At 75.3% G+C, this 24420-nt stretch carries 20 protein-coding genes and 1 pseudogene; 7 read left to right on the top strand and 14 right to left on the bottom strand.

The genetic code is table 11. The features are described from left to right. Window positions 1-152: 152 nt before the first annotated feature. A complete protein-coding gene (locus tag ABT263_RS27765) occupies window positions 153-1145 on the bottom strand; it encodes an ArsR/SmtB family transcription factor (RefSeq protein WP_352294380.1) in 993 nt (330 codons plus the stop codon). Window positions 1146-1226: 81 nt separating this feature from the next. Here ABT263_RS27765 and ABT263_RS27760 point away from each other — a divergent pair, with 81 nt between their 5' ends. Then, the gene (locus ABT263_RS27760) at window positions 1227-2618 is read left to right on the top strand and encodes an MFS transporter (protein WP_352294378.1); all 1392 of its coding nucleotides are present in this window, start codon (window positions 1227-1229) and stop codon (window positions 2616-2618) included. 60 nt (window positions 2619-2678) lie between these two features. Here the strand turns inward: ABT263_RS27760 and ABT263_RS27755 are convergent, their stop codons facing one another. Both ABT263_RS27755 and ABT263_RS27750 read right to left on the bottom strand, forming a co-directional pair. Continuing rightward, complete coding sequence (locus ABT263_RS27755; RefSeq protein WP_329490796.1) at window positions 2679-3095, bottom strand: RidA family protein; 417 nt, start codon at window positions 3093-3095, stop codon at window positions 2679-2681. A 56-nt stretch (window positions 3096-3151) separates the two neighbouring features. Then, the gene (locus ABT263_RS27750; protein ID WP_352294376.1) at window positions 3152-3949 is read right to left on the bottom strand and encodes an ATP-grasp domain-containing protein; all 798 of its coding nucleotides are present in this window, start codon (window positions 3947-3949) and stop codon (window positions 3152-3154) included. Between the two features lie 187 nt (window positions 3950-4136). Between ABT263_RS27750 and ABT263_RS27745 the strand changes: the two genes are divergently transcribed. After that, window positions 4137-4910, top strand: a complete 774-nt coding sequence (locus ABT263_RS27745; RefSeq protein ID WP_329490798.1) for an enoyl-CoA hydratase family protein — start codon at window positions 4137-4139, stop codon at window positions 4908-4910. Between the two features lie 13 nt (window positions 4911-4923). On the opposite strand, the gene ABT263_RS27740 is transcribed toward ABT263_RS27745, so the two are convergent. Then, the gene (locus ABT263_RS27740; RefSeq protein WP_352294374.1) at window positions 4924-5760 is read right to left on the bottom strand and encodes a maleylpyruvate isomerase N-terminal domain-containing protein; all 837 of its coding nucleotides are present in this window, start codon (window positions 5758-5760) and stop codon (window positions 4924-4926) included. 118 nt (window positions 5761-5878) lie between these two features. On the opposite strand from ABT263_RS27740, the gene ABT263_RS27735 reads away from it, so the two are divergent. Beyond that, window positions 5879-6637: an acyltransferase gene (locus ABT263_RS27735; protein WP_352294372.1), complete on the top strand. Its 759-nt coding sequence runs from the start codon at window positions 5879-5881 to the stop codon at window positions 6635-6637. A 123-nt stretch (window positions 6638-6760) separates the two neighbouring features. Here the strand turns inward: ABT263_RS27735 and ABT263_RS27730 are convergent, their stop codons facing one another. Further along, window positions 6761-7978, bottom strand: a complete 1218-nt coding sequence (locus tag ABT263_RS27730) for an RsbRD N-terminal domain-containing protein (protein WP_352294371.1) — start codon at window positions 7976-7978, stop codon at window positions 6761-6763. Window positions 7979-8152: 174 nt separating this feature from the next. Between ABT263_RS27730 and ABT263_RS27725 the strand changes: the two genes are divergently transcribed. After that, window positions 8153-9115, top strand: coding sequence for an esterase/lipase family protein (locus ABT263_RS27725; protein WP_352294369.1), 963 nt, complete (start codon window positions 8153-8155; stop codon window positions 9113-9115). Window positions 9116-9215: 100 nt separating this feature from the next. Here the strand turns inward: ABT263_RS27725 and ABT263_RS27720 are convergent, their stop codons facing one another. Then, on the bottom strand, window positions 9216-9791 hold the full coding sequence (locus tag ABT263_RS27720) for a HutD/Ves family protein (RefSeq protein WP_352294367.1): 576 nt from the start codon (window positions 9789-9791) through the stop codon (window positions 9216-9218). Window positions 9792-10054: 263 nt separating this feature from the next. Continuing rightward, window positions 10055-11344, bottom strand: coding sequence for an MFS transporter (locus tag ABT263_RS27715; RefSeq protein ID WP_352294365.1), 1290 nt, complete (start codon window positions 11342-11344; stop codon window positions 10055-10057). Between the two features lie 116 nt (window positions 11345-11460). Between ABT263_RS27715 and ABT263_RS27710 the strand changes: the two genes are divergently transcribed. From ABT263_RS27710 to ABT263_RS27700, 3 genes are all read left to right on the top strand, one after another. After that, entirely contained in the window at window positions 11461-12642 is a 1182-nt protein-coding gene (locus ABT263_RS27710) for an ROK family protein (protein ID WP_329492355.1), read from the top strand. Between the two features lie 138 nt (window positions 12643-12780). Further along, on the top strand, window positions 12781-13899 hold the full coding sequence (locus tag ABT263_RS27705) for a PLP-dependent cysteine synthase family protein (protein ID WP_352294363.1): 1119 nt from the start codon (window positions 12781-12783) through the stop codon (window positions 13897-13899). Between the two features lie 99 nt (window positions 13900-13998). Beyond that, complete coding sequence (locus ABT263_RS27700; protein ID WP_352294361.1) at window positions 13999-14595, top strand: TetR/AcrR family transcriptional regulator; 597 nt, start codon at window positions 13999-14001, stop codon at window positions 14593-14595. A 43-nt stretch (window positions 14596-14638) separates the two neighbouring features. Here the strand turns inward: ABT263_RS27700 and ABT263_RS27695 are convergent, their stop codons facing one another. The 7 genes and pseudogenes from ABT263_RS27695 to ABT263_RS27665 all read right to left on the bottom strand — a co-directional run bounded on the left by ABT263_RS27695 (window position 14639) and on the right by ABT263_RS27665 (window position 24406). Continuing rightward, the gene (locus tag ABT263_RS27695) at window positions 14639-17050 is read right to left on the bottom strand and encodes a right-handed parallel beta-helix repeat-containing protein (protein WP_352294359.1); all 2412 of its coding nucleotides are present in this window, start codon (window positions 17048-17050) and stop codon (window positions 14639-14641) included. A gap of 404 nt (window positions 17051-17454) precedes the next feature. Further along, on the bottom strand, window positions 17455-18336 hold the full coding sequence (locus tag ABT263_RS27690) for an MOSC domain-containing protein (protein ID WP_352294357.1): 882 nt from the start codon (window positions 18334-18336) through the stop codon (window positions 17455-17457). 622 nt (window positions 18337-18958) lie between these two features. Next, window positions 18959-19384: pseudogene (locus ABT263_RS27685) on the bottom strand (DUF6643 family protein); the annotation flags it as partial. Window positions 19385-19739: 355 nt separating this feature from the next. Further along, the gene (gene mscL, locus ABT263_RS27680; protein WP_352294355.1) at window positions 19740-20195 is read right to left on the bottom strand and encodes a large conductance mechanosensitive channel protein MscL; all 456 of its coding nucleotides are present in this window, start codon (window positions 20193-20195) and stop codon (window positions 19740-19742) included. A 128-nt stretch (window positions 20196-20323) separates the two neighbouring features. Beyond that, the gene (locus ABT263_RS27675; RefSeq protein ID WP_352294353.1) at window positions 20324-21517 is read right to left on the bottom strand and encodes a DegT/DnrJ/EryC1/StrS family aminotransferase; all 1194 of its coding nucleotides are present in this window, start codon (window positions 21515-21517) and stop codon (window positions 20324-20326) included. A gap of 130 nt (window positions 21518-21647) precedes the next feature. Continuing rightward, window positions 21648-23201 (bottom strand): hypothetical protein, encoded by a 1554-nt coding sequence (locus ABT263_RS27670; protein WP_352294351.1) that lies wholly within the window; start codon window positions 23199-23201, stop codon window positions 21648-21650. Next, window positions 23201-24406, bottom strand: a complete 1206-nt coding sequence (locus ABT263_RS27665; RefSeq protein WP_352294349.1) for a GNAT family N-acetyltransferase — start codon at window positions 24404-24406, stop codon at window positions 23201-23203. Before ABT263_RS27665 ends, ABT263_RS27670 begins: the two co-directional genes overlap by 1 nt. Between the last annotated feature and the right edge of the window lie 14 nt (window positions 24407-24420).

Genomic DNA, 24420 nt, shown 5'->3' with positions numbered 1-24420 from the left:
CAGGGCGACGTAGAACCGTACGGGTGGTGCCGCGGCCGTGGTGCGTGGCCGACCGGTGCCCGCGCCGTGGGGAGACGGGGGCATGGGCACTGTAGGAGGACTGGACCAATGCGTCAACAGGTCTGTACCAATTGAGAGTTGGGGCGGGCGGGCTAGCCCCGGCGCGGGTGCCCGGTCAGCTCGTCGCCGAGCGGGCTGCGGCCGTAGAGCACCGAACGGCCGTGCCGGGCCCGGGTGACCAGGCCGGTCCGGTGCAGGACCGCCAGGTGCTGGCTGACGGCGCCCGGGGTGACGCCCAGGCGGTAGGCCAGCTCGGTGGTGGAGGCCGGCTCGGCGAGCAGCGCCAGCAGCCGGGCCTTGGGCGCGCCGAGCAGCAGCTCCAGCGCGCGCGGGGTGACCGGGGCGGTCGGCGCGGCCATCCCCGCCCGGCCGCGGGCCGGGTAACTGATCTGCGGCGGACGGTCATTGCTGATCATCGTGATCGCGCCGCGGGCGAAGAAGGTCGGGACCAGCACCAGCCCGCGGCCGTCCACGGTGATCTCGCCGTCCCAGTCCGTCCAGCGGCGGTTGATCGAGAGCAGGCCGTCCGCCCAGTGCAGCCGGTGGTCCAGGTCGGCGAAGAGGGCCGCGGCGCCCTGCTGGGACAGCACCCGCGCCCGGTAGACGAGGTCCGCCTCCAGAACGGCGCGGGCCCGCGGCCACCAGGCGGGGGCCAGGCAGCGCTCCCAGTACTCCTCCAGCGCGTCGGCGATCCGGGCCAGCAGCCGGACCGGATCGGCGAGCCCGGCCGCCAGCGGGGCGGGCAGCGGCCGGCCGTGCGGCAGGAAGGTCTGCTCCAGTTCAGCGCGCAGCTGCTCGGGCGGCAGCGCCCGGACCACGGTCAGCTCGGCCCGGAAGTCCGGCGCGGGAACGGACGGGCGGGGCGTCAGGAAGTCGGGGATCCACCGGTTGGCGGCGACGAGGGAGAGCAGCAGCCCGGAGTCCAGCCGTTCGAAGCTCGGGCGCAGCCGCTCGAAGGCGGCGGACTGCAGCGGGTAGACGCCGGGGTGGGTCCACATCCGCAGGCTGAGCGCGGCCTCCTGGATCGGCGAGCAGGCGAACCAGGTGGTGGCGAGATCGGCCAGATCCAGCCTGAACCGGTGCAACTCCGACCCCGTCCCTCCAGCTGCTTTGAGGCACAGCCTAAATCACTACTGCGGACGCCGGGGACGCGGTGGGATCGGGGCATGAACACCTCACCGGCGTCGTCCGCCGCGCCTACGCCCGTCGCCGGCCCGGCCGGTCCCCCGGATCCGCCACCGCCCTCGGCCGCGTCAGGTCCTTCGGACGCGGGTGGTACCTCGCAGCCGGGCCCGGTCGGCCGGCCCGCCGGGCGCTCGCGGCTGCTGCACCCCGACCCGATGGTGCGCCGGCTCGCCGGGATCACCCTCGTCAACACCGTCGGCAGCGGGCTCTCGCTCGCCGTCGGCGTGCTCTTCTTCACCCGCGTCCTCGGACTGAGCGCCGCCCAGCTCGGGATCGGGCTCACCGCCGCCGGCCTCTGCGGCGTCGCCGCCAGCGTGCCGGCCGGGCGGGCGGCCGACCGCTGGGGAGCGCGGCCGGTGCTGGTGGTCCTGATCGCGGTGAACGCGCTGGGCACCGCCGGCTACGCCCTGGTGCACAGCTACCCGGCGTTCCTGGCACTGGCCTGCGTGGTGAGCGCGGTCGACCGCGGCGCGGCCGCCGTGCGGAACGCGCTCTACGCCGAAGTGCTGCCCGCCGACCGCAGGGTCGCGGGCCGGGCCTATCTGCGGGTGGTCACCAACGTCGGCCTCTGTCTGGGGACGGCGCTCGGCGCCGTCGCCCTCCAGGTGGACAGCCGGCCGGCCTATCTGACGGCGATCCTGGCCGACGCCGTCTCGTACCTGGTGGTCGCGGTGCTGTTCCACCGGCTGGCCGTCCCGGCGAGGGTCCGCCCGGCGGCCCGCCCGGTGGCGGGCGGCGGACCGGGTGAGCCCGCCGGCCGGCGGCGCAACCCCGCCCTGCGGGACGGGCCGTTCCTGGTGGTGACCGTGCTGAACGCGCTGCTCTGCCTGCAGTTCGCGATGCTGGAGGTGGGTGTGCCGCTCTGGGTGGTCCAGCACACCGAGGCGCCCCGGATCACCGTGGCCGGCACCCTGATCGTCAACACCGTGCTGGTGATAGCCCTGCAGGTGCGGGCCACCCGGGGCACCGAGGACCCGGCGACGGCCGCCCGGGTCTGCGGCCGGGCCGGGCTGATCCTGGCGGCCTCCTGCCTGGTGCTCGCCCTCGCCCACGGGCTGCCCGCGGTGGTCGCCGCCGTGCTGGTGCTCGCCGGGGTGGCGCTCCAGGCGTTCGGCGAGGTGCTGAGCCAGGCCGGCGGATGGGCGCTCAGCTACGACCTGGCCGGGGAGCGCGACCACGGCGCCTACCAGGGCGTCTACAACGCCGGGTCGGCCGCCTCGCTGATGATCGGCCCCGCCGTCGTCAGCACCGCCGTGGTCGGGTGGGGCCTGTTCGGCTGGGTCGCCCTCGGCGTGCTGCTCGCCGGGGCGGGCCTCGCCATGGGGCCCGCCGTCCGGTGGGCCCGGGGCCGCGAAGGGGCCACCGCGGGGTAGGCCGGGTCGCCCGGTGCGTCCGGCCCCCGCGGGCCGGACGGTCAGCGGGTGGCCGGTCGGTCAGCGCTGCTCCGGGACCAGGGCGAGCGCCTCCACCTCGATCAGCACCTCGGGCAGGAACAGCGCGGCGACCTGCACCGCCGAGCTCGCCGGGAGCGGGGTCGAGCCGAAGTACGCGTCCCGGGCCTCGCGCACGGCCGGCATGAACGCCATGTCGGTGACGAAGTAGGTCAGCTTGACGACGTCGGCGAAGCCGGCCCCGGCGGCGGCCAGGCAGCGGCCCAGGTTCTCGAACACCTGGCGCGCCTGCGCCTTCGGGTCGCCGGCCCCGACCAGGTGCCGCTGCTCGTCGAACGCGACCTGGCCGGAGACGGCCACCAGGCGGCCGGTGCCGGTGACGACCTGGGTGTAGCCGGTGCCGGGGGCGACCCCGGGCGGCTCGGCGATGTGGGTGAGGTGCGGGCGCTGGGAAGTCATGACCCCATCGTGGCCGACGGGTGATCAGATGCACCAGGGCCTTCGCCCGCCGCCGCTCAGCGGACCACCTCGGGCAGGGCCCGGCCGTAGCGCCGGTCCGCCTCCGGGAGGTCGGCGGCCGGTCCGCCGGCCCGCAGCACCACCTCCAGCACCGCCGCCGGGTCGCAGGCGTAACCGCCGCTCGCCCACGCCGGGTTGGCCTCCACCACCGCCCAGCGGCCGGAGTCCAGCGGGCCGACGTCGATCACCACGGCGCTCGGCAGCGCCCCGGCCGAGGCGGCCAGCACGTCCGCGGCGAAGGCCGTCACCTCGGCCCGGTACCGGTCCTCGGGCAGGGGGGCGGTGTCCAGGTCGCCGTCCACCGCGTAGCGCGAGGCGGTGAGCACCTCGCCGTCCAGGACGAACAGCCGGTACTCGCGGCGGAACCGGACCACCTCGCTGGCCAGCACGGGGGTGTCGTCGTCCAGCGCGTCCGGGCCGGGCAGGCCGGAGCCGTCCGGGTAGATCCGGGCGGGGAACAGCTTGTCGCCCGGCGGCTTCAGGAACACCGGGCGGCGCAGCAGGCGGGCCGCGGCCAGCGTGGTGAGGGTGACCGACCGGCCGGTCAGCTCCGCCGGCAGGCGGGCCGGCCAGTCGTCCGGCGGCTCCAGCAGCGCCAGGTCGAAGGCCGCGCCGACCGCGTCGCCGAACAGCGGACCGCCGTAGAGGTGCACCGGCGAGCCGATCAGCTCCTCGGGCGCGCGCCAGGCCGTCGCGGTGTGCGCGCGCAGGCCGCGGCGTCCGGCGGCGGTGCGCAGCTGCAGGCCGGTCTCGTTGATCCGGGGTGCGAGCAGGAGGACGGCGTCGGTGGTCATGGCCCGATGCTGCCGTGGCGGACGGCCACCCGACCACCGGATTTCGGCACGACGGGGTGACGGGGCTCGCGGCGGGTGGCTCTGGCCGAGCGGCGGGTGGGCGTGTCAGAGTCGACCGGGCGCCGTCCGAGCAGGGCGGCCGCCACGCAATCCGACCCACCCTCAGCCGGAAAGCAGGCCCGCACCGATGACCCGCGAAGTGCCCTTCGTCCGTGTCGCCACCACCGATGCCGTCACCACGCTGACCCTCGACTCGCCGCACAACCGCAACGCGCTCTCCACCCGGCTGATGGCCGAGCTGACCGCCGCCCTGGCCGCCGCCGCGGCCGACCCGGACGTCCGCGCGGTGGTGCTCGGCCACACCGGCAAGGTGTTCTGCGCGGGCGCGGACCTCTCCGAGGCGACCGGTACGGACCCGACGGTGGGCCCGCGCGGCCTGGTGGACCTCCAGCGGGCCATCGTGGACTGCGCGAAGCCGGTGATCGCGGTGATCGACGGACACGTCCGGGCGGGCGGCCTCGGGCTGGTCGGCGCGGCCGACCTCGCCCTGGCCGGCCCGGCCGCCACCTTCGCGTTCACCGAGGTCCGGCTCGGCCTGGCACCCGCCGTCATCTCGCTGCCGCTGCGCCCCAAGCTGGACCCGCGCGCCGCCTCCCGCTACTACCTGACCGGTGAGGTCTTCGACGCCGCCGAGGCCGCCCGGATCGGGCTGATCACCGAGGCGACGGACTCGGCGGAGTCCACCGGAACCGCGCTGAAGGGCCTGCTGGACGCCCTGCGGCTCGGTTCGCCGCAGGGCCTCGCACAGTCCAAGCGGCTGGCCAACGCCGAGGTGGTGCGCTCCTTCGAACGGGACGCGGACGAGCTGGTCCAGCTCTCGGCGCGGCTTTTCGGCTCGGACGAGGCGCAGCAGGGCATGCGGGCGTTCCTGGAGAAGCGGCCCGCGCCCTGGGCGCGCTGAACCCCGGCCGCGGTCAGCTCCAGCGGACGACGGCCGTCTCCCGCCAGAGGTCCAGCAGCGCCCGGTCCCCGGTCAGCTCGACCCGCTCGGCGGGCAGCCGGTTCCAGAGCAGCAGGTAGAGGTCGCGGGCCGGGCCGCTGATCGTGAGGTCGGCCGGGCCCGCGGCCCCGGCCGCCCGGCGGGTGACGGTGAGCGGCTCCCGGCTGATGGTGAGCAGCCAGGAGCCGGGCCCGTCGGTCGGTATGCCGCCGGGGGCGGGGTCGGTGGGCCCGGCGCTCGGCGTGACGTCGCCGGGGGCGGGGTCGGTGGGCCGGATCAGCACGGTGCGCGGCTGTTCGCTGCGCACCCGGGCGCGGCCGCGGGACATGAAGCCCGCCAGCAACTCGTCGATCCCGTCCAGGGCCAGGCCGGTGGCGAGCCGGGGGCCGTCCGCCCCGGCGGCCGCGTCCGCGTCGAAGCGGTGCACCGCGGTCTCGTGCGCCTGACGGCGGGCCCAGAACGCCAGCGGGGTCGGCGCGGGCAGGAAGCTCCAGCACTCCAGGTCGGCCGGGGCCGCCGCGAGCGCCGCCACCAGGGCGGCGTGGCCGGTCCGGAACCAGTCGACCACCGCCGCGTCCGACGGCTCCGGTCCCCAGGCGGCGCGCTCGCCCTCGGCGTCCAGCGGCTCCCGGTGGCCGTCCCGCACGAGGGCGGTGGCCCAGCGGTGGACCTGGCCGGTGTGCAGGACGAGGTCGCGCAACTGCCAGTCGGGGCAGGTGGGTACGGGTTCGGCGAGGTCGGTGCGGGCGGCCGCGTCGGCCAGCAGGACGCCCTCGCGGCGCAGCGCGTCGATGTGCTCGATGATCTCCATGGTCGACGAGTGTCGCACCGCTCGCGGATTTCGGACACGGTGCGGGCGGCCTCCGGGACGGGTGTGATGTTGGCCGCCTCCTCGGTGACGGCGCCGGAGCGACCGGTAGCGTGGCGGCATGTCGATCACCAGTTCCCTGTTCTCCGCCGCCCGGGCGGGCAGCCGACGCGTCGCGGGCCGCCTCGTCCACCGGGGCTGGACGTGGGTTCAGCGGGCCGGTGCGGTGTCCAGCGAGAGCCCCGGTCCGTACCGGTTCGGCGAACTGGGCGCGGGGACGAAGCTGACCTTCCCGCTCGGGGCGATCTTCAACGAGCGGTGGATCACGATCGGCCCGTTCTCGATCATCGGCGAGCGCGTCACCATCAGCGCGGGCTTCCTGCCCGGCCTCGACCTCGGGCCGGACCCGATCGTGCGGATCGGCGGCGGCTGCGTGATAGGCCGTGACAGCCACATCGTCGGCCACCAGTCGATCGTGCTCGGCGACGACGTCTGGACCGGCCCGGGCGTCTACATATCCGACCAGGCCCACGAGTACCGCGCGACCGATCTGCCGATCGGCAAGCAGTGGCCGCGCAACGAACCGGTCGAGATCGGCGGCGGCAGCTGGATCGGGACCGGCGCCGTGATCCTCCCCGGCGCCCGGCTCGGCCGCAACGTGGTGGTCGCGGCCGGCTCGGTGGTGCGCGGTGAGATCCCCGACCACAGCGTGGTGGCCGGAGCCCCCGCGAAGATCGTCCGGCGCTGGACCGCCGAGGAGGGCTGGCAGCCGCCGTTCCGTACCGACCCGCCCAGCCCCTTGCCGGACGGCATCACCGCCGACCAGCTGCGCGCGCTCGCCGGGTGGGACCTGCGGCTCCCCGGCGAGACGGGGGTGTGAGGCGGGGCGGTCGGCGGGGCCGAAGGCGGGCGGCGTCGGCGGGAACGGCGGGCTGGGGGTCGAGGGCTGAGGGCTGTGGCGTCGGCGGCGGGCGGGGTCCGGCCGTCGGGCAGGCCCGGCCGGTCAGGCCGGCTCCTGGGCGCGCTCGGCGTCCCGGGCGGCGATGGCGGCGGTGATCCGGAGCAGGTCGGCGGGCCGGGTCGGGTCGAGGCCGGTGAGGACGGCCACCCGGCGCAGCCGGTAGTCGACGGTGTTCGGGTGCAGGTGCAGGGCGCGGGCCGTGTGGCGGCGGTTGAGGCCGCCGGCCAGGTGGGTGCGGAGCGTGGCGAGCAGTTCGCCGCCGTCCTCCAGGGGCGCGAGCAGTGAGGCGAGCCGGGATCTCGCCTGGCTCGGCCGGCTGAGCTGGTACTCCAGCAGGACGTCGTCCAGGCGGTGCAGCCCGGGCGGGCGGGCGAACGCCCGCGCCACCTCCAGCACTTCGGTGGCGAGCACGGCCGCCGCCGCCACCCCGGCGGGTGCGGCGACGGCCGCCCCGGCCCGGACCGGGACCCCGGCGGCCCGGGCGGTGCCGGCCACGGTGTCCGCGAGGCGCTGCCACCTGTCGGCCGGGACGGCGTCCGGCCGACACTCCAGCGGGATCAGCACCGGGCCGCCCGAGGAGGAGAGCGCGGTGAGCGCCGACTGCCGGGTGCGGTGGTCGAGTTCGGTGCGCAGCCGGCGCAGCTTGCGGTGGCCGGCCACGGTCCGGTCGACGCCGGGCGCCCGCTCGTCGGGGTGGTCGGCGACGGCGAGGCAGAGCACGGCGTAGGAGGGTGGCAGCCGGATCCCGGCCCTGGTGGCGGTCTCCTCGGCGGGGGCGCCGTCGAGCAGCGCGGTGAGCAGGGCGAGGCGGGCGGCCCGCTGCTCGTCGGCGAGGGTGCGGCGTTCCTCGACGTACCCGGCGCCGGCGGCGGAGGTGGCCTGGCGGAGCTGGTCGAGCAGCAGCCGGTTGAGCACCAGCAGGTCGGCGGCGTCGTCGTCGTGGGCGTCCCTGGTCACCAGCTCCCAGCAGACCTCCATCCCGAGGTGGTGGGCGAGCAGGACGGCGTCCAGCGGCAGGCCCTCCTCCGCCCGCCGGGCGGCGGCCTCGCGGACGGAGGTGAACTCCTCGTCGTCGGCGGGGTTCCCGGTGCGGACGGCCTGGGCGAGGGCGCGGATCCGGCGTTCGGTGACCTGGCTGAGTTCGCCCGCCACCTGCTCGTGCGGCAGGCGGCGGTAGGTGGGCACCCGGGCGAGCAGGGTGGCGATGACGGCCTCGACCAACTCGGGTACGGCGCCGAGCAGCCGCTGGTCGGCGGGCACTCCGCCGATCAGCGGGATCCGCCAACCGGGGGCGCAAGCGGGTGAATTGTGACCGGTCACAGAAAACACCGTCCAGGTCTGGGGGACACCCAAGGGCCGGGCCGGAGGGGCGACCGCATGATGGAGGCACTCGGGTTACCTGTTGGTAACAAACTTCCGTTGTGGAGGCAACAGTTGAGAACCCCACTTCTCCGCTCCGCCGCCGGACCGGTACGCCGCAGACTCCTCGGAGCACTGGGCTCGGCCCTGCTGGCCGGTGCGCTGCTCGCCGGCGCCCCCGCCACCGCCGCACACGCCGCACCGGACGCGACCCCCACCGCGTCCGGCGTGGCGGCCCAAATGCCCCCCGACGGCGATTCGGTGGCCTCGCCGCCGGGTGCCAACGACTGGGCCTGCAAGCCGACGGCGGCCCACCCCGATCCGGTGGTCCTGGTGCACGGCACCTTCGCCAACCGCTACGAGAACTGGCTCGTGCTCTCGCCCCTGCTGAAGAGCCAGGGTTACTGCGTCTTCGCCCTGGACTACGGCATGGTCCCCGGGATCACCTCCTCCGGCAGCGGCCTGGTGCTGCCGATCGGCGGGCTCGGTCCGGCCGCCGAGTCGGCCGCGCAACTCGGCCGCTTCGTCGACCTGGTGCGCGGCGCGACCGGCGCGGCGAAGGTCGACCTCGTCGGCCACTCGCAGGGCGGCATGCTCCCGAACTACTACGTGAAGTTCCTCGGGGGTGCGTCGAAGGTCGACAAGTTGATCGGCCTGGCGCCGTCCAACCACGGGACGACGCTCGACGGCATCGCCAACCTCGCCCCGTACCTCCCCCGGGTGGCCGAACTGATCTACACGGCCTGCCCGGCCTGCAAGGACCAGGTGGTGGACTCCGCCTTCAACCGCAAGATGGCGACGGTGGCGGACACCGTGCCCGGCGTCCGCTACACGGTGATCTCGACCGTGTACGACGAGGTCGTCACGCCGTACCGGACGCAGTTCCTCAGCGGCCCGAACGTGAACAACGTCGTCCTACAGGACCGTTGCCCGCTCTCGCTCGCCGAGCACGTGGCCATCGCCTTCTCGCCGACCGCGTTGCACCTGGTCACCAACGCGCTCGACCCGGCCCACGCGTCCCCGGTGTACTGCGGCTGACGCGCCGTCCGGCCGCCGGGTGCGGCGGGCCGCCCGCACAGGAAGTCGGACCGCCGGCTTCCTGTGCGGTGGCGTGTCCTGGGCGGGTGTGCCGTGCGTTTCAGGCGGGCGGCGGGCGGAAGGTGACGGCGGCGGTCACGCCGTCGGGCCGGAGCTCGTACGGGCCGGGCCCGTCCGGCAGGGCGGCGTCGTAGCGGTCGAGCACGGTGTCGCCGACGGTGGCGCGGCCGGCCAGGCAGATCAGCAGCACGGTGCCACCGGCCGGGACGTCCACGGTGCGCGGCCCGGTGGTCAGCACGAGGTCGGCGGTGGTGCGCCCGCGACGGGTCATCACGTTGAAGTCCACCACCGGGCCGCCGAGCAGTCGGCAGCCGGTGTCGGCCTCGCCGGAGAACGCGAACGGGCGGAACGGGGTGTCGACGAGGTGCTCGGCACCGTCGACGGTCAGGGCCATACCGGGGCCCTCGACCAGGGTGATCACCCGGTCGACGCCGGGGAACGCGGAGAACGGCCCGGCGGAGGCGACGTCGGCGAGGCTGACCCGCCAGTCGAAGGCGTCCAGCCCGGCCCCGGCGGGGAACCCGGCGACCTCCCTGGTCACCCCGCCCCCGTTCAGCCACGCCGTCGCCGGGCGCTCGTCCGCCCGCAGTACCTGGATCCGCCCGGTCGTCGTCATGGCCGCATCCTGTCACGGGGCGGGAGGCGGGAGCGCGCCCGGAGGGTCCGGGGCTGCCGGGGGCGCTCGCCGGGGGGAGTAGGGGAGACCGCCGCCGAGGTGATCGGCCGACCGTGGGTCGCCCCGGTGGGACCTTGGGTGGGTGGCGTGATCGGTGGCCCCGACCGGCGGGAGGTGCCGCGGGCCGTCGTGCGGTGGCCGGTGGCGGGTGCGACGCGTGCTGGGGCGTCCTCACCGCCCGCCGTACCCGGCGACGGGCTCCGTCAGCGGGTGCGGCGGGCGGTGAGGGGGAGCAGGGCGGCGAGGACGGCGGCGAGCGCGACCGAGGTCAGGGCGAGCGGGAGTCCGACGGCGTCGGCGAGGAAGCCGATCACCGGCGGGCCGATCAGCATGCCGCCGTAGCCCAGGGTGGAGGCGAGCGCGACGCCCTGCGGGCCGCCGGTGGCGCCGGCCTGGGCGATGGCGAGCGGGAAGATGTTGGCCAGGCCGAGGCCGACCAGCACGAACCCGGACAGCGCGAGCGGTACCGAGGGCGCGAGTGCGGCCAGCAGCATGCCGGCCGCGGCGGTCAGGCCGCCGAGGACGATCACCCGGTTCTGGCCCAGCCTGATGGAGAGCCAGGTGCCGCCGACCCGGCCGCTGGTCATCGCGAAGGCGTACGCGGCGTACCCGGCGGCGGCCGTGCCGGCACTGGCGTGGACGTCGTCGGTGAGGTGCAGGGTGGTCCAGTCCGCGATGGCGCCCTCGCCGTAGGCGCAGCAGAGCGCGGTGAGGCCGAGCAGCAGGACGAGCAACCGGGCGTGCGGCACCCGGGCCGGCTCCTTGGGGGCGGCCGGAGCGGCCGGAGCGGCGGGAGCGGTGGGGGAGGCGGGCGAGGCGGGGGAGTCGGCCGCCCGGCCGGGGGCGACGACCGGCGCGGCCGGGCCGCGGAGCAGCACGACGCCCGCGCCCGCCGTGACGGCCAGGCCCAGCAGCCCGCTCAGGGCGAGCGCCCACGTGGTGGTGAGGGTGCCGGCGAGCAGTCCGCCGACGCCCGCGCCGAGCAGGCCGCCGAGGCTGTACCCGGCGTGGAAGCTCGGCATCACCGGGCGGCGCAGCTGGGCCACCAGGTCGACGGCGGCGCTGTTCATCGCGACGTTGGCGCCGCCGTATCCCGCCCCGAAGAGCAGCAGGACGCCGCCGAGCGCCGCGACCGAGTGGGTGTGGGCGGGCAGCGGGACGGCGAGGCTGAGCAGCGCCAGCGAACCGACGGTGACCGGTCGCGAGCCGTACCGGAGGCAGAGCCGGCCGACCAGGGGCATGGTGGCGACGGCGCCGGCCGAGACGCAGAGCAGGGCGAGCCCGAGCGCGCTGTGGGAGGCGCTGACCTGGCTGCGGATGTCCGGGATGCGGACCACCCAGGCGGCGAAGAGGAAGCCGTCGACGGCGAAGAAAGCGGTGAGTGCGAGCCGTGCCGCGCCCCAGGGGGTGCCGGAAGCGGCCGGAGTGCTGCGAGACTGGAGGGACGGCCGGTCGACCCGGTCATGGACGTGGATTTTGTTTCGGAGCGGCACAAAGTAACAATAGAGCCGTGCAGCTCACTCCATCAAGTCCGAAGCCCGGCTCCGAGGCCGACCACGACGCCCAGCGTGACGCCCACCGCCGCTCGGCCCCCGATCGCGGTCGCACGCTGCTCGGCCCGGCGCTCTCGCTCATCCACACCGGCCAGACCCCCACCCGCTCGGCGCTCACCCGTGCGCTGGACGTCACCCGGGCCACCGCCGGAGCGGTCACCGCGGAGCTGGAGGCGCTCGGCCTGATCACCGTCGACTCCCGGCCGGCCGGCGGCGGTCGCGGCCGCCCGTCGCACCGGCTGGCCATCGACCCGGCCGGTCCGGTGGTGATCGCCGGCCAGATCCACGCCGACGGGCTGAGCGTCACCCTCGCCGGACTCGGCGGACTGCTCGATCCGCCCGTGCACCGGCCGCTGCCCGCCGCCACCGACCCGGTCCGGATGCTGCGCGCCGTGGCCGAGGCCGGCGCCGAACTGGCCCGCCACAGCAGCCGCCGCTGCCTCGGTGCCGCGCTCGCGCTGCCCAACCCGGTCACCGAGCCGGACGGCACCGCGCTCGCCGCCCTGCACTTCGCCTGGCCCAGCGGCACGCCCGTCGCCGACCTGTACGACGTCGAGGTCGGCCGCGCCGACAACGGCCCGCTCGCGCTGGACCCGCTGCCCACCGCGATCGCCAACGACGCCAACCTCGGCGCCCTCGCCGAGTACCGGCACGGCGCCGGCCGGGGCGCCCGCCATCTGCTGCTGGTCACCTCCGGTCACCGGGGCGTCGGTGGCGCGCTGGTGATCGACGGCCGCCTGCACACCGGGAGCGCCGGGCTGGCGCTGGAGGTCGGCCACCTCACCGTCGACCCGCAGGGCCGCCCCTGCCAGTGCGGCAACCGCGGCTGCCTCAACGCCGAGACCGACCCGGACGCGCTGTTCGCCGCCGCCGGGCTCACCCCCGACCCGGACCGCCCGCTGCTCGACCAGGCCGGCGAGCTCTGCCGGGCCGCCGCGACGGACGAGCGGGCCCGGGCGGCCGTCGAGCACGTCATCGACCGGCTCGGCCTAGGACTGGCCGGCGTCGCCAACATCCTCAACCCGGACCGGGTGGTGCTCAGCGGTCTGCACCTCGATCTGCTGGAGGCCGCGCCGGAGCGGCTGCGGGCGGTGGTCGCCGAGCGCAGCCTCTGGGGGCGCAGCGGACGGGTGCCGATCGTGGGCGCCGAGCTGGCGCACGGCGCACTGGCGGGCGCGGCCGAACTGGCGTGGCGGCCCTACCTCGCCGACCCGCAGTCGGTGCAGGCGGGGGCGTAGCAGGGCGGGCGGCGGCGGAGCGCGGCGAGTCCCGGTGGCCGTGAATAAGCGGAAGCTGGGGCTACGAAAACCGTCACTTATCGTGACTCTCGTACACTCGTAGTGAGCAACCGGGGGGTTCGAGCGAGGAGAGTGACGATGGGTGCGCAGCTGAGTGCCGAACGGACCGAGGATGTGGACCGCTCCGACGCGGCCTACCGCGGCTGGCTCAAGGAGGCGGTGCGCAAGGTCCACGCCGACGCCAACCGCTCGGCCGACACCCACCTGCTCCGGTTCCCGCTCCCCCTCGACTGGGGCATCGACCTCTACCTCAAGGACGAATCCACCCACCCCACCGGCTCGTTGAAGCACCGGCTGGCCCGCTCGCTGTTCCTCTACGGGCTCTGCAACGGCTGGATCCGGCCCGGCAAGCCGGTGATCGAGGCGTCCAGCGGCTCCACGGCCGTCTCCGAGGCCTACTTCGCCCAGCTCATCGGCGTGCCGTTCATCGCGGTGATGGCCAAGTCCACCAGCCAGTCCAAGATCGACCTGATCGAGTTCCACGGCGGCGAGTGCCACCTGGTCGAGCGCTCCGACGAGGTGTACGCGGCCTCCGCCCGGCTCGCCGAGGAGACCGGCGGCCACTACATGGACCAGTTCACCTACGCGGAGCGGGCCACCGACTGGCGGGGCAACAACAACATCGCCGAGTCGATGTTCGCCCAGCTGCGCCTGGAGCCGCACCCGGAGCCGGCCTGGATCGTCGCGACCGCCGGGACGGGCGGGACCTCGGCGACCATCGCCCGGTACGTGCACTACATGCAGTACGACACCCGGATCTGCGTCGCGGATCCGGAGAACTCCTGTTTCTTCGAGGGCTGGGTCGGCCACGATCCGGACGCGGTCTGCGAGAGCGGCTCACGGATCGAGGGGATCGGCCGGCCGCGGATGGAGCCGAGCTTCGTGCCCGGCGCGATCGACCGGATGATGAAGGTCCCGGACGCCGCCTCGGTCGCGGCCGTGCGGGTGCTGGAGCAGGTGCTCGGCAAGAGGGCCGGCGCCTCCACCGGGACGGGGCTGTGGAGCGCGCTGAAGATCGTCGCCGAGATGCGGGCGGCCGGGGTGCGGGGCAGTGTGGTCACCCTGATCTGCGACCCGGGCGACCGCTACCTCGACAAGTACTACTCGGACGACTGGCTGGCCGGGGAGCGGATCGACATCGCGCCCCATCGGGCCCGGCTGGAGTCCTTCCTGGCCGGCGGGGCCTGGACCGGCTGACCCGCGGCGGGCGTCACCCCTGCTCCTGGCATTGCCGCGGGCGGGGGTGACGCCGCTCCTTTCATGGCTCTGTTGCCTAGCGCTGCTAGAGTCGATGTCATGTCAATCCAGGAGCGCCGCGGGCGCGAACGCGCCGAGCGGCACCAGCTGATCATTCGAACCGCCCGTGAGCTGGCGGAGTCCGAGGGCTGGGAGGCGGTGACGACCCGCCGGCTGGCCGAGCGGATCGAGTACAGCCAGCCCGTGCTCTACAGCCACTTCGCCGGCAAGGACGCGATCGTGGCCGCCGTCGCGCTGGAGGGCTTCGCGGAACTCGCCGCCGAGCTGCGGGCGGTCACCCGCGGGGCGGCCGGGCCGGCCGGGGCCTTCCGCGCCGTCGCGGGCCGATACCTGGCGTTCGCGGCGGCCAACCCGGCGCTCTACGACGCGATGTTCGTGCTCGCGACGGACCTGCCGTTCGGCCGTCCGGACTCGCCCGCCCCGCTGAAGGAGGCGTTCGCCGCCCTCGCCGGACCGGTCGCCGAGGTGGCCGGGGCCGAGGACCCGGAGCCCTTCACCGAGGTGGTCTGGGCGGCCCTGCACGGCCTGGCCACCCTCGCCCGGAGCGGCCGGCTCCGGCCGGACCACGCGGAGCCCCGCCTGGCGCTGCTGGTGGACCGGATGCTGGGCGACGAGGCGGCCGCGGAACGCGGCTGAGCGCGGGGGCCGGGCGGGTGTCCACCTGCCCGGCGGACGCTGCTCAGGGCAGGCGGGCCGTCGGCAGGTCGGCGGGGACGAGCAGTTGCAGTTCCTCGGTCGACGGATCCGCGAGGTGGGCGACCCGCATGGCGTGCCGCTCCACCATCGTCTCGAAGACCTGCCGCGCGGTGCGCCCGTTGCCGAAGTTGGGGCCGCGCTCCAGCGTCCCGAAGTGCAGGAGCAGCGCGCCCTCGGTCGCCTCGGCCAGCGCGTACTCGTGCTCGGCGCACTGCGCGCGGGCGATCTCCAGCAACTCGTCCGCGGAGTAGTCGGGGAAGGTGATGGTGCGGGAGAACCTGGACGAGACACCGGGGTTGGCGGAGAGGAAGCGTTCCATCTCGGCGGTGTAACCGGCCACGATGACGACCACTTCGTCCCGGTGGTCCTCCATCAGCTTGACCAGGGTGTCGATCGCCTCCCGGCCGAAGTCCCGGGCCCCGTCCTCGGGTGCCAGCGCGTACGCCTCGTCGATGAAGAGCACGCCACCGCGTGCCCGGTCGAAGGCGGCCGCGGTGCGGATCGCGGTGGAGCCGATGTGCTCGCCGACCAGGTCCACCCGGGCCACCTCGACCAGGTGCCCGCGCTGGAGCACCCCGAGCGAGGCCAGGATCTCGCCGTAGAGCCGGGCCACGGTGGTCTTGCCGGTGCCGGGGGCCCCGGTGAAGACGAGGTGGCGGCGGAGCGAGGGGGCCTTCAGCCCGGCCTGGCGGCGCCGGCGCCCGACCGCGATCAGGTCGATCAGGGTCCGGACCTCCTGCTTGACGGTGGCCAGGCCGACCAGCGCGTCGAGTTCGGCCAGCGCCTCGTCGGCCGGGCGGCAGTCCGGGATCGGCCCGATCGCCGAAGGCGCCGGCAACGCCGGTCCGGTGGCGGTCAGTTGGGCGGTCCGTGCGGTCCGTGCGGCGCGGGGGGCCGGCAGCTCGGCGGCCGGAGCGGCCGGGGCGACGTCGTCCGACGTGCAGGCCTCCACCACCGGGCCGGGTTCGGAGAACTCGAAGCCGGCCCGTTCGTTCTGCTCGGCCCGGCAGCGGGTCAGCACGGTGCGGCAGCCGTCGATGATGTGGAAGCCGAAGCCCTTGCCGTGCGAGACCCGGCAGTCCTCGAAGGTGCCCCGGCCCTGGGCGGAGACGTAGACGCCGGCGTCCGAGCTGGCCCGGACGGTGCAGTCGCGCAGGACCGGGTCGGCGCCCTTGGTGACGATCACGCCGGTCGCGACGTCGGAGATCTCGCAGTCGGTGAGCAGCCCGCCGCTGCCGTGGTCGCGGAACCAGAGCCCGGTGCCGGCCTCCTGGACCCGGCAGCCGCTCAGCGTCACCCCGGCGCCGCCGCTGACCGAGACGGCGGAGCTGCGGATCCGGCTGAACGAGCAGCCCTCGGCGGTGGCGGCGGAGTCGCGGTCCAGCACGAAGAGCGCGTCCGGCAGGTCGTGCAGCGAGCAGTCGGTGAGGGTCAGCCGGGCGCCGTCGCTGACCCAGAGGGCCGGGTACTCGCCGGTCGAGCTGTGGATCTCGCAGGATTCGGCGATGGCCTCGGTGCCCTGGTCCCAGACCGAGAGCGCACCGCGCCCGAAGTCCCGCACGGTGGTGCCGGCCAGCGTGAGCCGGGCCCGGCCGCGCAGGTCGGCGCCGTTCTCCGGCAGGTCGTGCACCCGGCAGCCGGTCAGGACGAGTTCGGCCTCGCTGTCCAGGGTGATCCCGTTGCCGGTGACCCGGTGGATGTCGCAGTCGACCAGCCGGCCGCCGGCGTGGGCCTCCGCCTGGACGCCGCTGCCGCGGATCTCGTAGATCTCGCAGCCGGTGAGCTCGGCGGCGCTGCCCGGGTCGGTCAGGAGCACCCCGGCGCCGGTCGCGTGGTGGACCCGGCAGCGTTCCAGCGCGGCCGTGGCCCCGCCGAGCACGGCCAGTCCGGCCTGTCCGGCGGCGGCGACCTCGCAGTCCTCGAAGGCCGCCGCGGTGCCCTCGCCGCGCAGTCGCAGGCCCAGCCCGGCGGGGTTGGCGACCACGCAGCCGCGCAGGGTGGGCCGGGCTCCGCCGGTGACCTCGACGCCGGTGGCCGAGCGGGTCTCCACCCGGCAGCCGCCGAGCGCGGGCGTGGCCTCCGGGCCGGTGATCAGCACGGCCGGGAGGGAGCTGTCGCTGCCCTCGATCACCAGGTCGCGGACGGTCGCGGCGGCCGTGACGGTCAGCGGGACACCGCTCGGGGGGTCGATCCGGACCGTGCCGGGGCCCTGCGCCGGGACGATCGTGACCGGTTTGTCCAGGACGAGGTTCTCCCGGTAGGTGCCGGGTCGGACGGTCACGGTGTCGCCCGGCTCGGCGGCCGCGAGGGCCTCCGTGAGGGTGTCGTACTCGCCGGCGCGGCGACGCCAGCGGGAGGCGCTGTCCTGGGTGACTCGGACCCTGTGCTCAGCCATGACGGTCTGTCGTCCCCACCTTCATCGAGCCGGCGATCCCATCGGGCCGCACGCGCGGGGTGCGCGGGTGGCCCGCCCACCGTAGCGCGCCCGCGACGGTGCTCCGGCCGCCGGCAGTCGGCCCCGGCCGGGGACCGTTCCGGGTTCCACACATGTTTCAACGAGCGCACACAGTCGGGGTTCCGAACGCGGCGCCGGCGCCGCCGTGTCCGGCGCCGGCGCATCCGGGGGGCGGAGCGGCGCCCGGGGCGGCGACAGGGCGGTGTACGGAGGGCCGTTCGTGGCGAAGGCCGGGGCGCCGGGGCCCCCTGAGGGGCCGGCCCACCGGGCGACGGCCGCGCGGACCGCGGACCCGCCGGCGGCGCGGGCGGGAGGGGCGCCCGCCGCTCGCGGGCGCCCCCGGCTCACGCCCGTTCGTCCGCCGGCCAGTGCGCGCCGCCCTCCAGCAGCTCGACCTCGTCGCCGAGCCGGAGCGTGCCGAGCACGTCGCCCCCGACGCCGGCCGGACGCTCGGGGATCAGGTTCTGCCCGAACGAGGCCTTCTTCAGCAGCCGGTGGTGCCGGGCCAGGGTGCGCAGCGGCTCGGGACCGCGCCGCTCGCCGCTCTCCTGGTCGGTGGTGGTGACCACGCAGCGCCCGCACGGCTTGACCACCTTGAAGGTCAACTCGCCGATCCGGATCCGGCGCCAGCCGTCCTCGGCCCACGGCTCGCTGCCGGAGACGACCACGTTCGGGCGGAACCGGGCCATCGGGAGCACCTCGTGGCCCTCCGGGTGCTCCTGTGCGATCAGCGCGTTGAGCCGGTCCAGCGAGGCGGTGGTGGTGAGCAGCAGCGGGAAGCCGTCGGCCATCGAGACGGTGTCGCCGGGCCCGCCGAACTTCGGGTCGACCGGGCGGGCCCGGGGGTCGTCCAGGTGCACCAGCCGGTAGTCGCCGTTCAGTTGCTCGGCGATCCAGAGCTGGGCTTCCTTGGCGGCCTCGGCGGCGTGGAACCGGGTGCCCCAGACCTCGACCTCGGCGAGCGGGTCGCCGGCGGCGGCGCCGGGCGCCGGAACCTCGATCCGGGAGCCGCCGGGGGCGGTCAGCACCAGCGTGCCGTCGGCGGCCGGTTCGGCGCGGATCAGACCGACGGCGGTGTCGTCGCGCTGGCTGACGAAGCGCCCGGTGGCGTCCACCAGCATCCAGCGCCGGTCGCCGGCCAGCCCCCACGGCTCGACCCGGGCATGCTCGGGGCTCAGGCGGTACATCGACTTGACGGGGTGGATGTGGAGTCCGGTGAGCAGCATCCCCCCATCCTGCCAGCTCCCCCCGGGAGACCGGCGTCCCGCCCTCCGCGGCCGCCCGGGGCCGGAACGCGCACGGACCGCCCGGACGCCGTGGGGTGGCGGTCCGGGCGGTCCGTGGATGACCCGTTTCTCCGTACGCCCGGCGCGGGATGACGTCGGGATCGTGCTCAGGTGCTGCGGGCGGGGGCCGGGTGGGGCCGGCCGGGGGTGTCGGTCAGTAGCCCTGACCCTGGGGCTGGTAGCCCTGCTGGAACTGGGCGGGCTCGCCGTAGGGGCCCGGACGCTGCGGCTGCATCGGGCGGACCGGGGCGACCGGGGTGACGGCCGGGCGCAGCTGCGCGCCGCCGAACCCCTGCTCGCCGCCCTGGCCCTGGAAGCCGCCACCGTTCTGGCCCGGGGCGCCGAAGGACTGCTGGCCGCCGAAGCTCTGCTGCCCGCCGAAGCTCTGCGGGCCACCGTGCGGCTGACCGCCGCCGTGCGGCTGGCCGCCGAAGGAGCCGGGCGCGCCCATCGGCTGCGCGCCGAAGGTCTGCTGGCCGCCCTGGCCGGCGCCGACGAAGGTGTTCTGGCCGCCGAAGCTCTGGCCGCCGGAGGGCTGGAAGGCGCCGCCGCCGGTGGCCTGCGAGAAGCCGGGGGCGGGAGCCTGCGGCCGCTGCGCGGACAGGTACGGCTGGGGGGCGCCGTAGCCGGGGGCGGGCGGCTGGGGCGCGGAGGCGTACGCCGGTGCGGGCTGCGCCGGGATGTACGCCGTGGCGGGGCCGGCGGAGGGAGCGCTGCTCGGGCCGGGGCCCAGGGCGAGGCGCGCGGGCGGCAGCGCGGGGAGGTTGCTGCCGGGGGTGTCGTACCCGGTCGCGTACCGGTTCTCGTAGGACTGGCCGAGGCTTGATCCGTAACCGGACGACAGTGCCGGCGGCAGGGCGGCCGGCACGTTGATGGGCGCGATCTGCGGGACACCGCGCTCTGCGACGAGGCTGTCGTAGATGGGCGTGCCGGAGGAGAAGGACGGAGGGGGGTAGCCGACTCCGTCGTAGGAGCGGGGCGAGGTCATGGGGCATACGGTAAGCCCACAATGCGCCTGCTGAGGAGAGTGGGAGGGCGAGCAGTTCGAGTGTTTACACAGTCTTCGCTCGCACAAAAGTTTCGAAAGTGCGAAGAACGGACATTCCGGCGACGACTTCCGGCCAGCTTCGGACCCGGGTGCGCGGTCGAACAGAGCCCGGACTGGGCTGGTGAAGCCCCGTGCGGTGACGGGCCGGTGGACGGTTCCTGGCCGGGCGAAGAAACTTTTGCGGTCAGGGCGTGCGCCGGCGCATTCAAGCCCCCGCCGACTGCGCGGCGAGGGCTCGTGAATGTTTCGGGGATAAAGTCACGGTGAGAGCCGCCGGGCGTGGCAGAACCCGAGGTCAGCGCACCTGGAGCGGCTCCGCCGCGGACTGCGCCGGGAAGCCCGGCCGACCGGCCACCTCGGAGGTGCAGAAAGAGCAGCGCACCGCCGCCGCCGGGATCGGGCTCAGGCACTCCGGGCAGTCCGCCTTGGCCACCGGGGCGGGCTTGGCGCCGTCCAGCCGGGCCTGCAGCCGGCCGACCGGGACCACCACGATGAAGTAGATCACCGCGGCCACCAGCACGAAGCTGATCAGCGCGTTCACGAAGACGCCGTACGGGAAGTTCGTCCCGGCCACCGCGAAGGTCTTCTGGGTGAAGTCGCCGACGGCGCCGCTCGCGACCCCGATGAGCGGGGTGAGGAACGCCGTGACGAACCCGGTGACGACAGCGGTGAACGCCGCACCGATGACGATGCCGACCGCGAGGTCCACGACGTTTCCGCGCAGCAGGAAGCTGCGGAATCCCTTGAGCACCGGGTGACTCCAAATCCGTACGGGGGAGGGTGAGATGGGACCGCGGGCCCCGGCCGGACATCCTGCCGACCGGGCGGGGCCGCGGTCCAACCGCGTTCACCCGATCCGCCTAACGGGACGCGGCCCGGTCAGGCGGCGCGCAGACGCTCCGCGTACGGCTGGATCCGGACTACCGCTCCGGCGATCCGGCGTACCGTGGGCGCGTCCATCTGGGTCCAGAGCGGCACCGTCAGCACCGAGTCCGCCAGCCGGTCGGTCAGCGGGAGCGACTCGGCCTGGCCGAGGTGGGCGTAGGCCCGCTGGCGCTGCACCGGCGGGTGGAAGTAGCGGCGCGAGTCGATGCCCTCCGCCCTGAGCGCGTCGGCGAGTTGGCGCGCGCTGAGCCCGAACGCAGCGGCGTCCAGGATGAGCGTGAGGTCCTTGAAGGTGGACACGTCGCCGTCCTCCGGCAGGGCCAGCCGCAGCCCCGGCAGTCCGGCGGTCACGGCGGCGAACTCGGCGACGAGTGTGCCCCGGTGGACCACCCGTTCGGGCAGCCCGGCCAGCCAGTTGAGACCGACGGCGGCGTGCAGCTCGCTCATTCGGGCATTCAGGCCGGGGAACAGCGTGTCGTAGTCGCCCGGGTTGCCGTAGTCGCGGGCGGTGCGCAGCCGTCGGGCGAGCGCGGCGTCCCGGGTGGCGACCAGGCCGCCCTCACCGGCCACCGCGACCTTGGTGGGGCTCATCGAGAACACCTCGGCGTAGCCGAAGTTGCCGATCGGCACACCGCGGCGGCTGCTGCCGAAGCCGTGCGCGGAGTCGTACACCAGCGGCACGCCGGCCGCGTCGGCGACCTCCTGGAGGCGCTCCACCTGGCAGGGCGTGCCGTACACGTGGGTGGCCATCAGCGCGGCCGGGCGGTCGGCGGCGGCGAGCCGGGCGGCGGCGTCCTCGGGGTCCAGGGTGATGTCCCGCTCACGGGCCTCGGCGAACACCGGGGTGCCGCCGGCCCAGTGCGCGGCGTGGGCGGTGGCGGAGAAGGTGAAGCCGGGCATCACCACCGGCCGGCCGTCGGCGACACCGGCCGCCTGGAGCACCAGCATCAGGCCGGCGGTGCAGTTGGAGACGGCCACCACGTGCGGCACGTCCAGCAGTTCGGCGGCGGCCTCCTCCAGCTCGGCGACGGTGCGGCCGTTGGTCAGTTGCCCGCTGTCCAGGACGGCGCCGAGCCGCTCCAGCAGGGTGGCGCGGTCCGGGACCTGGACGCGGGTGAGCGGGAGCCCCTCCGGGAAGGCGGGCGTGCCGCCGAGGGCGGCGGGCAGGGCAAGGGTGTCGGTGGTCATCAGATACCTCCGTGGGTAGTCCGGTGCTCGCCAGTGGCGGGGGAGTGCGAACGGGCGGTGGTGTCCGCGAGGTCGGCGGAGCCCTGGAACCGGGCGCCGGGACGGGCCGGAGCCGGGGCGGGGGGAGGGGTCAGGGCGCGGTGGATCCCCCTCGGGACGGCGCCGCCTCCCCGGGCTCCCGTCCGCCGAGCCGGACGGGGCGGGGCCCGGGCGGCCGCCGCTGCCCGCCCCACTGCCCCGGCGCCACCCGCCAGACCGGCGGCGGCCGGCGCTCGGCGGCCCCCCGGGCGGTGGTGGAGGCGGCCGGGACGACCAGCAGGACCAGCACCAGGGGCAGTACCTGGACGCGTTCGCGGGACAGGATGCCCATGTTGTTGATGGTCGAGAAGGCCCAGCAGAACAGCAGCGTGTAGACGGTGGTGAAGGCGACGTAGGACCGCTGCACGAAGAGTCGCGGCACTCTGCTGAGCTGCGGCCAGCTCCGGATGAACATCACCAGCAGGGCGAAGCACTCCACCGACTGGATCAGGTTCTGGATGTTCGAGGCCTCGAAGGGGAAGGGCCGGAAGAGCACGCTGACCACGGCGACCGGCAGCCCGGCCGGATTCAGGCTGAACCGCGGCGCGGCGTCCTCCGGGGCGGTCGCGCTGATCATCGAGTTGCCCTGGCTGGTGCGCCGCGAGGTCTCCGAGAGCACCTGGTTGACGGCGTCGCCGCCGGTGCCGTCGGTACCGAAGAAGGTCGAGACCTGTTGCAGCATCAGCACCGCCATCGCGCCGAGCACCACGGCGGTCAGGATGGTCCGCAGCGGTCCGAGCGCGCTGGCCTGCCGCGGCCGCTTGCGCAGCACGTAGGCGACCAGCAGGCCGGCCCCGGCGAGCGCGGTGACGTGCGGGCGGACCATCGCGGTGCCGACCGAGCCGAGCGCGATGCAGGCGAAGGCGCCGAACCGGCGGTCCAGCAGCCGGGCGGTCCCGTAGGTGGTCAGGCCTAGGCAGAACATCATCCAGGCGTCCTTGCCGATGCTGGACGGCCAGAACAGCAGCGAGGGCAGGAAGAAGACCAGCTTGGCGTACTTGCGGGTGTCCGCCTCGGGGAAGGCGATCTGCAGGGCCCGCCAGAACAGCAGCAGTCCCCAGAAGCCCAGCCAGGAGAAGACCAGGAAGCCACCGATCAGCGACGGCCCGGTGATCGCGTAGACCACCCCGGTGACGATGATGACGAACCCGGTGCCGGCGACCTTCATCCCGAGGTCGTAGTGCACACCGGCCAGCAGGTCGGCCTGCCCCAGGTAGGTGGCGAGCTCGGCGCCCTTCTGGTGGTACATCTTGGCGTCGGCCGCGCCGCCGTACAGCACGAAGGCCATCAGGTAGCGGGGGAAGGCGCAGAGCAGCTTGGCGGTCATGGCCAGCATCAGCAGCCGGAACACGTCCCGCTCGGGGTTGGCGGCCGCGATCCGGGCCAGGACCGGGGTGCCGACGGCCATCAGCGCCGGCAGGACCAGCAGCGCGCCCCAGGTGTCGTACGAGGTGTGCACCATGGCGACGACGAAGAGCGTGACGTAGGCCGTCACCAGGGTGGCGGCGACGGCGGACGGCCAGGGCACCCGGGCCCGGGCGGCCGCGACGGCGGACGGCCGGAGCGTGCGGCCCGGCACGGCCCGGGCCGGAGCCGGCCGGGGCATCAGAAGACCTCCAGGTCACCGAGGGTGAACCGCCAGTCGGGCAGGGTCAGTGCGGTCCGGCCGGTCGGGGTGCGCGCGGCGAGCGTCATCCCGGTGCGGGGGGCCCGCAGGAAGCCGGAGCGCAGCGCCGCGGCGGCGGCCTCGGTGCCGGGGGAGAGGTGCGTGGCGACGTGGTCGCAGCCGGACTCGCGGGCGGCGGCGCGCAGCAGCCGGGCGGCGCTGTCCCGGTCGCCGGGGCGGACCAGGACGTCGGCGAGGGTGAACTCGGCGAGCGGGCCGCGGCGTCGGGGCCGGCCGACGGCCAGGCCGGTCAGCTCGCCGCCCCGGTGGCAGGTGAGGACGCGGTAGTCCAGGCCGGGGGCCTCGCCGTAGCGCCAGCGCAGGAACTCCGGGGTGCGGAGCACGGCGAGGCGGGGGTCGGCGCGGTCGGCGGCGGCCCGCTCGCGCAGCAGCTCGGCCAGCGGGCCGTCGGCGCCGGCCATCGGGTCGCCGGCGGGGCCTCCGGAGGAGCCGGTGGCCGCGTCGGGAGCGGCCCGGCCGGCGGTCCGGTTCTGGCGGTCGGCGGTGGTCGGGCCGTCGGGAGCGGCCCGGTCGGCGGGCCGGGGCGGGTCGGGGAGCGTCACGCGGTCGGCGAACCACGACCGGGCGGTGGGCAGCCCGCAGGCCGGTGGCGCGGCCGCACCGGCCGGGGTGCGGGCCAGCGCCGCCCGCACTCCGCGGGCGAACGCGGCCGGGCGGACCGGGCGCAGGGCCACCGGTACCCGGCCGAGTTCCTGCCAGCCCATCTTCCGGTACCCGGGCAGGCTGTTCCCGTTGGGCGTGTTGAAGACCAACTCGGCCTCACCGGCGACCTGTCCGAGCAGGTCCAGGGTGAGCCGGCGGAAGATCCCGCGGCCCTGGAAGTCCGGGTGGGTCGCGGTGTCCACCGGCCGGACGGCGGTGACGGTGCGGCCGGTGGAGCCCTCGTGCCACTGCCAGCGCAGGAACAGCCGCACCCCCGCGAGCCGCCCCTGCGGGGTCTCGGCGACCAGGCCGGGGCTGGCGCCGAAGGGCCCCAGCCGGTGCTTCCAGCCGAAGAAGTCGGCGGTGCGGGTGCCGGTGGGGCCGCCGGCCAGGGAGGCGGTCAGCAGGTCGAGCACCGCGGGGAGGTCGTCCTCCGCGAGCGGGCGGAACGTCAGCTCGGCAGGGGCGGGCAGGGCACTCACGTCCGGACTCGCTC

Origin of the sequence: Kitasatospora sp. NPDC001603 (genome assembly GCF_040298365.1) — a bacterium.
Lineage (GTDB): Bacteria > Actinomycetota > Actinomycetes > Streptomycetales > Streptomycetaceae > Kitasatospora.
This window is presented reverse-complemented; position numbering and strand designations above follow the sequence as displayed.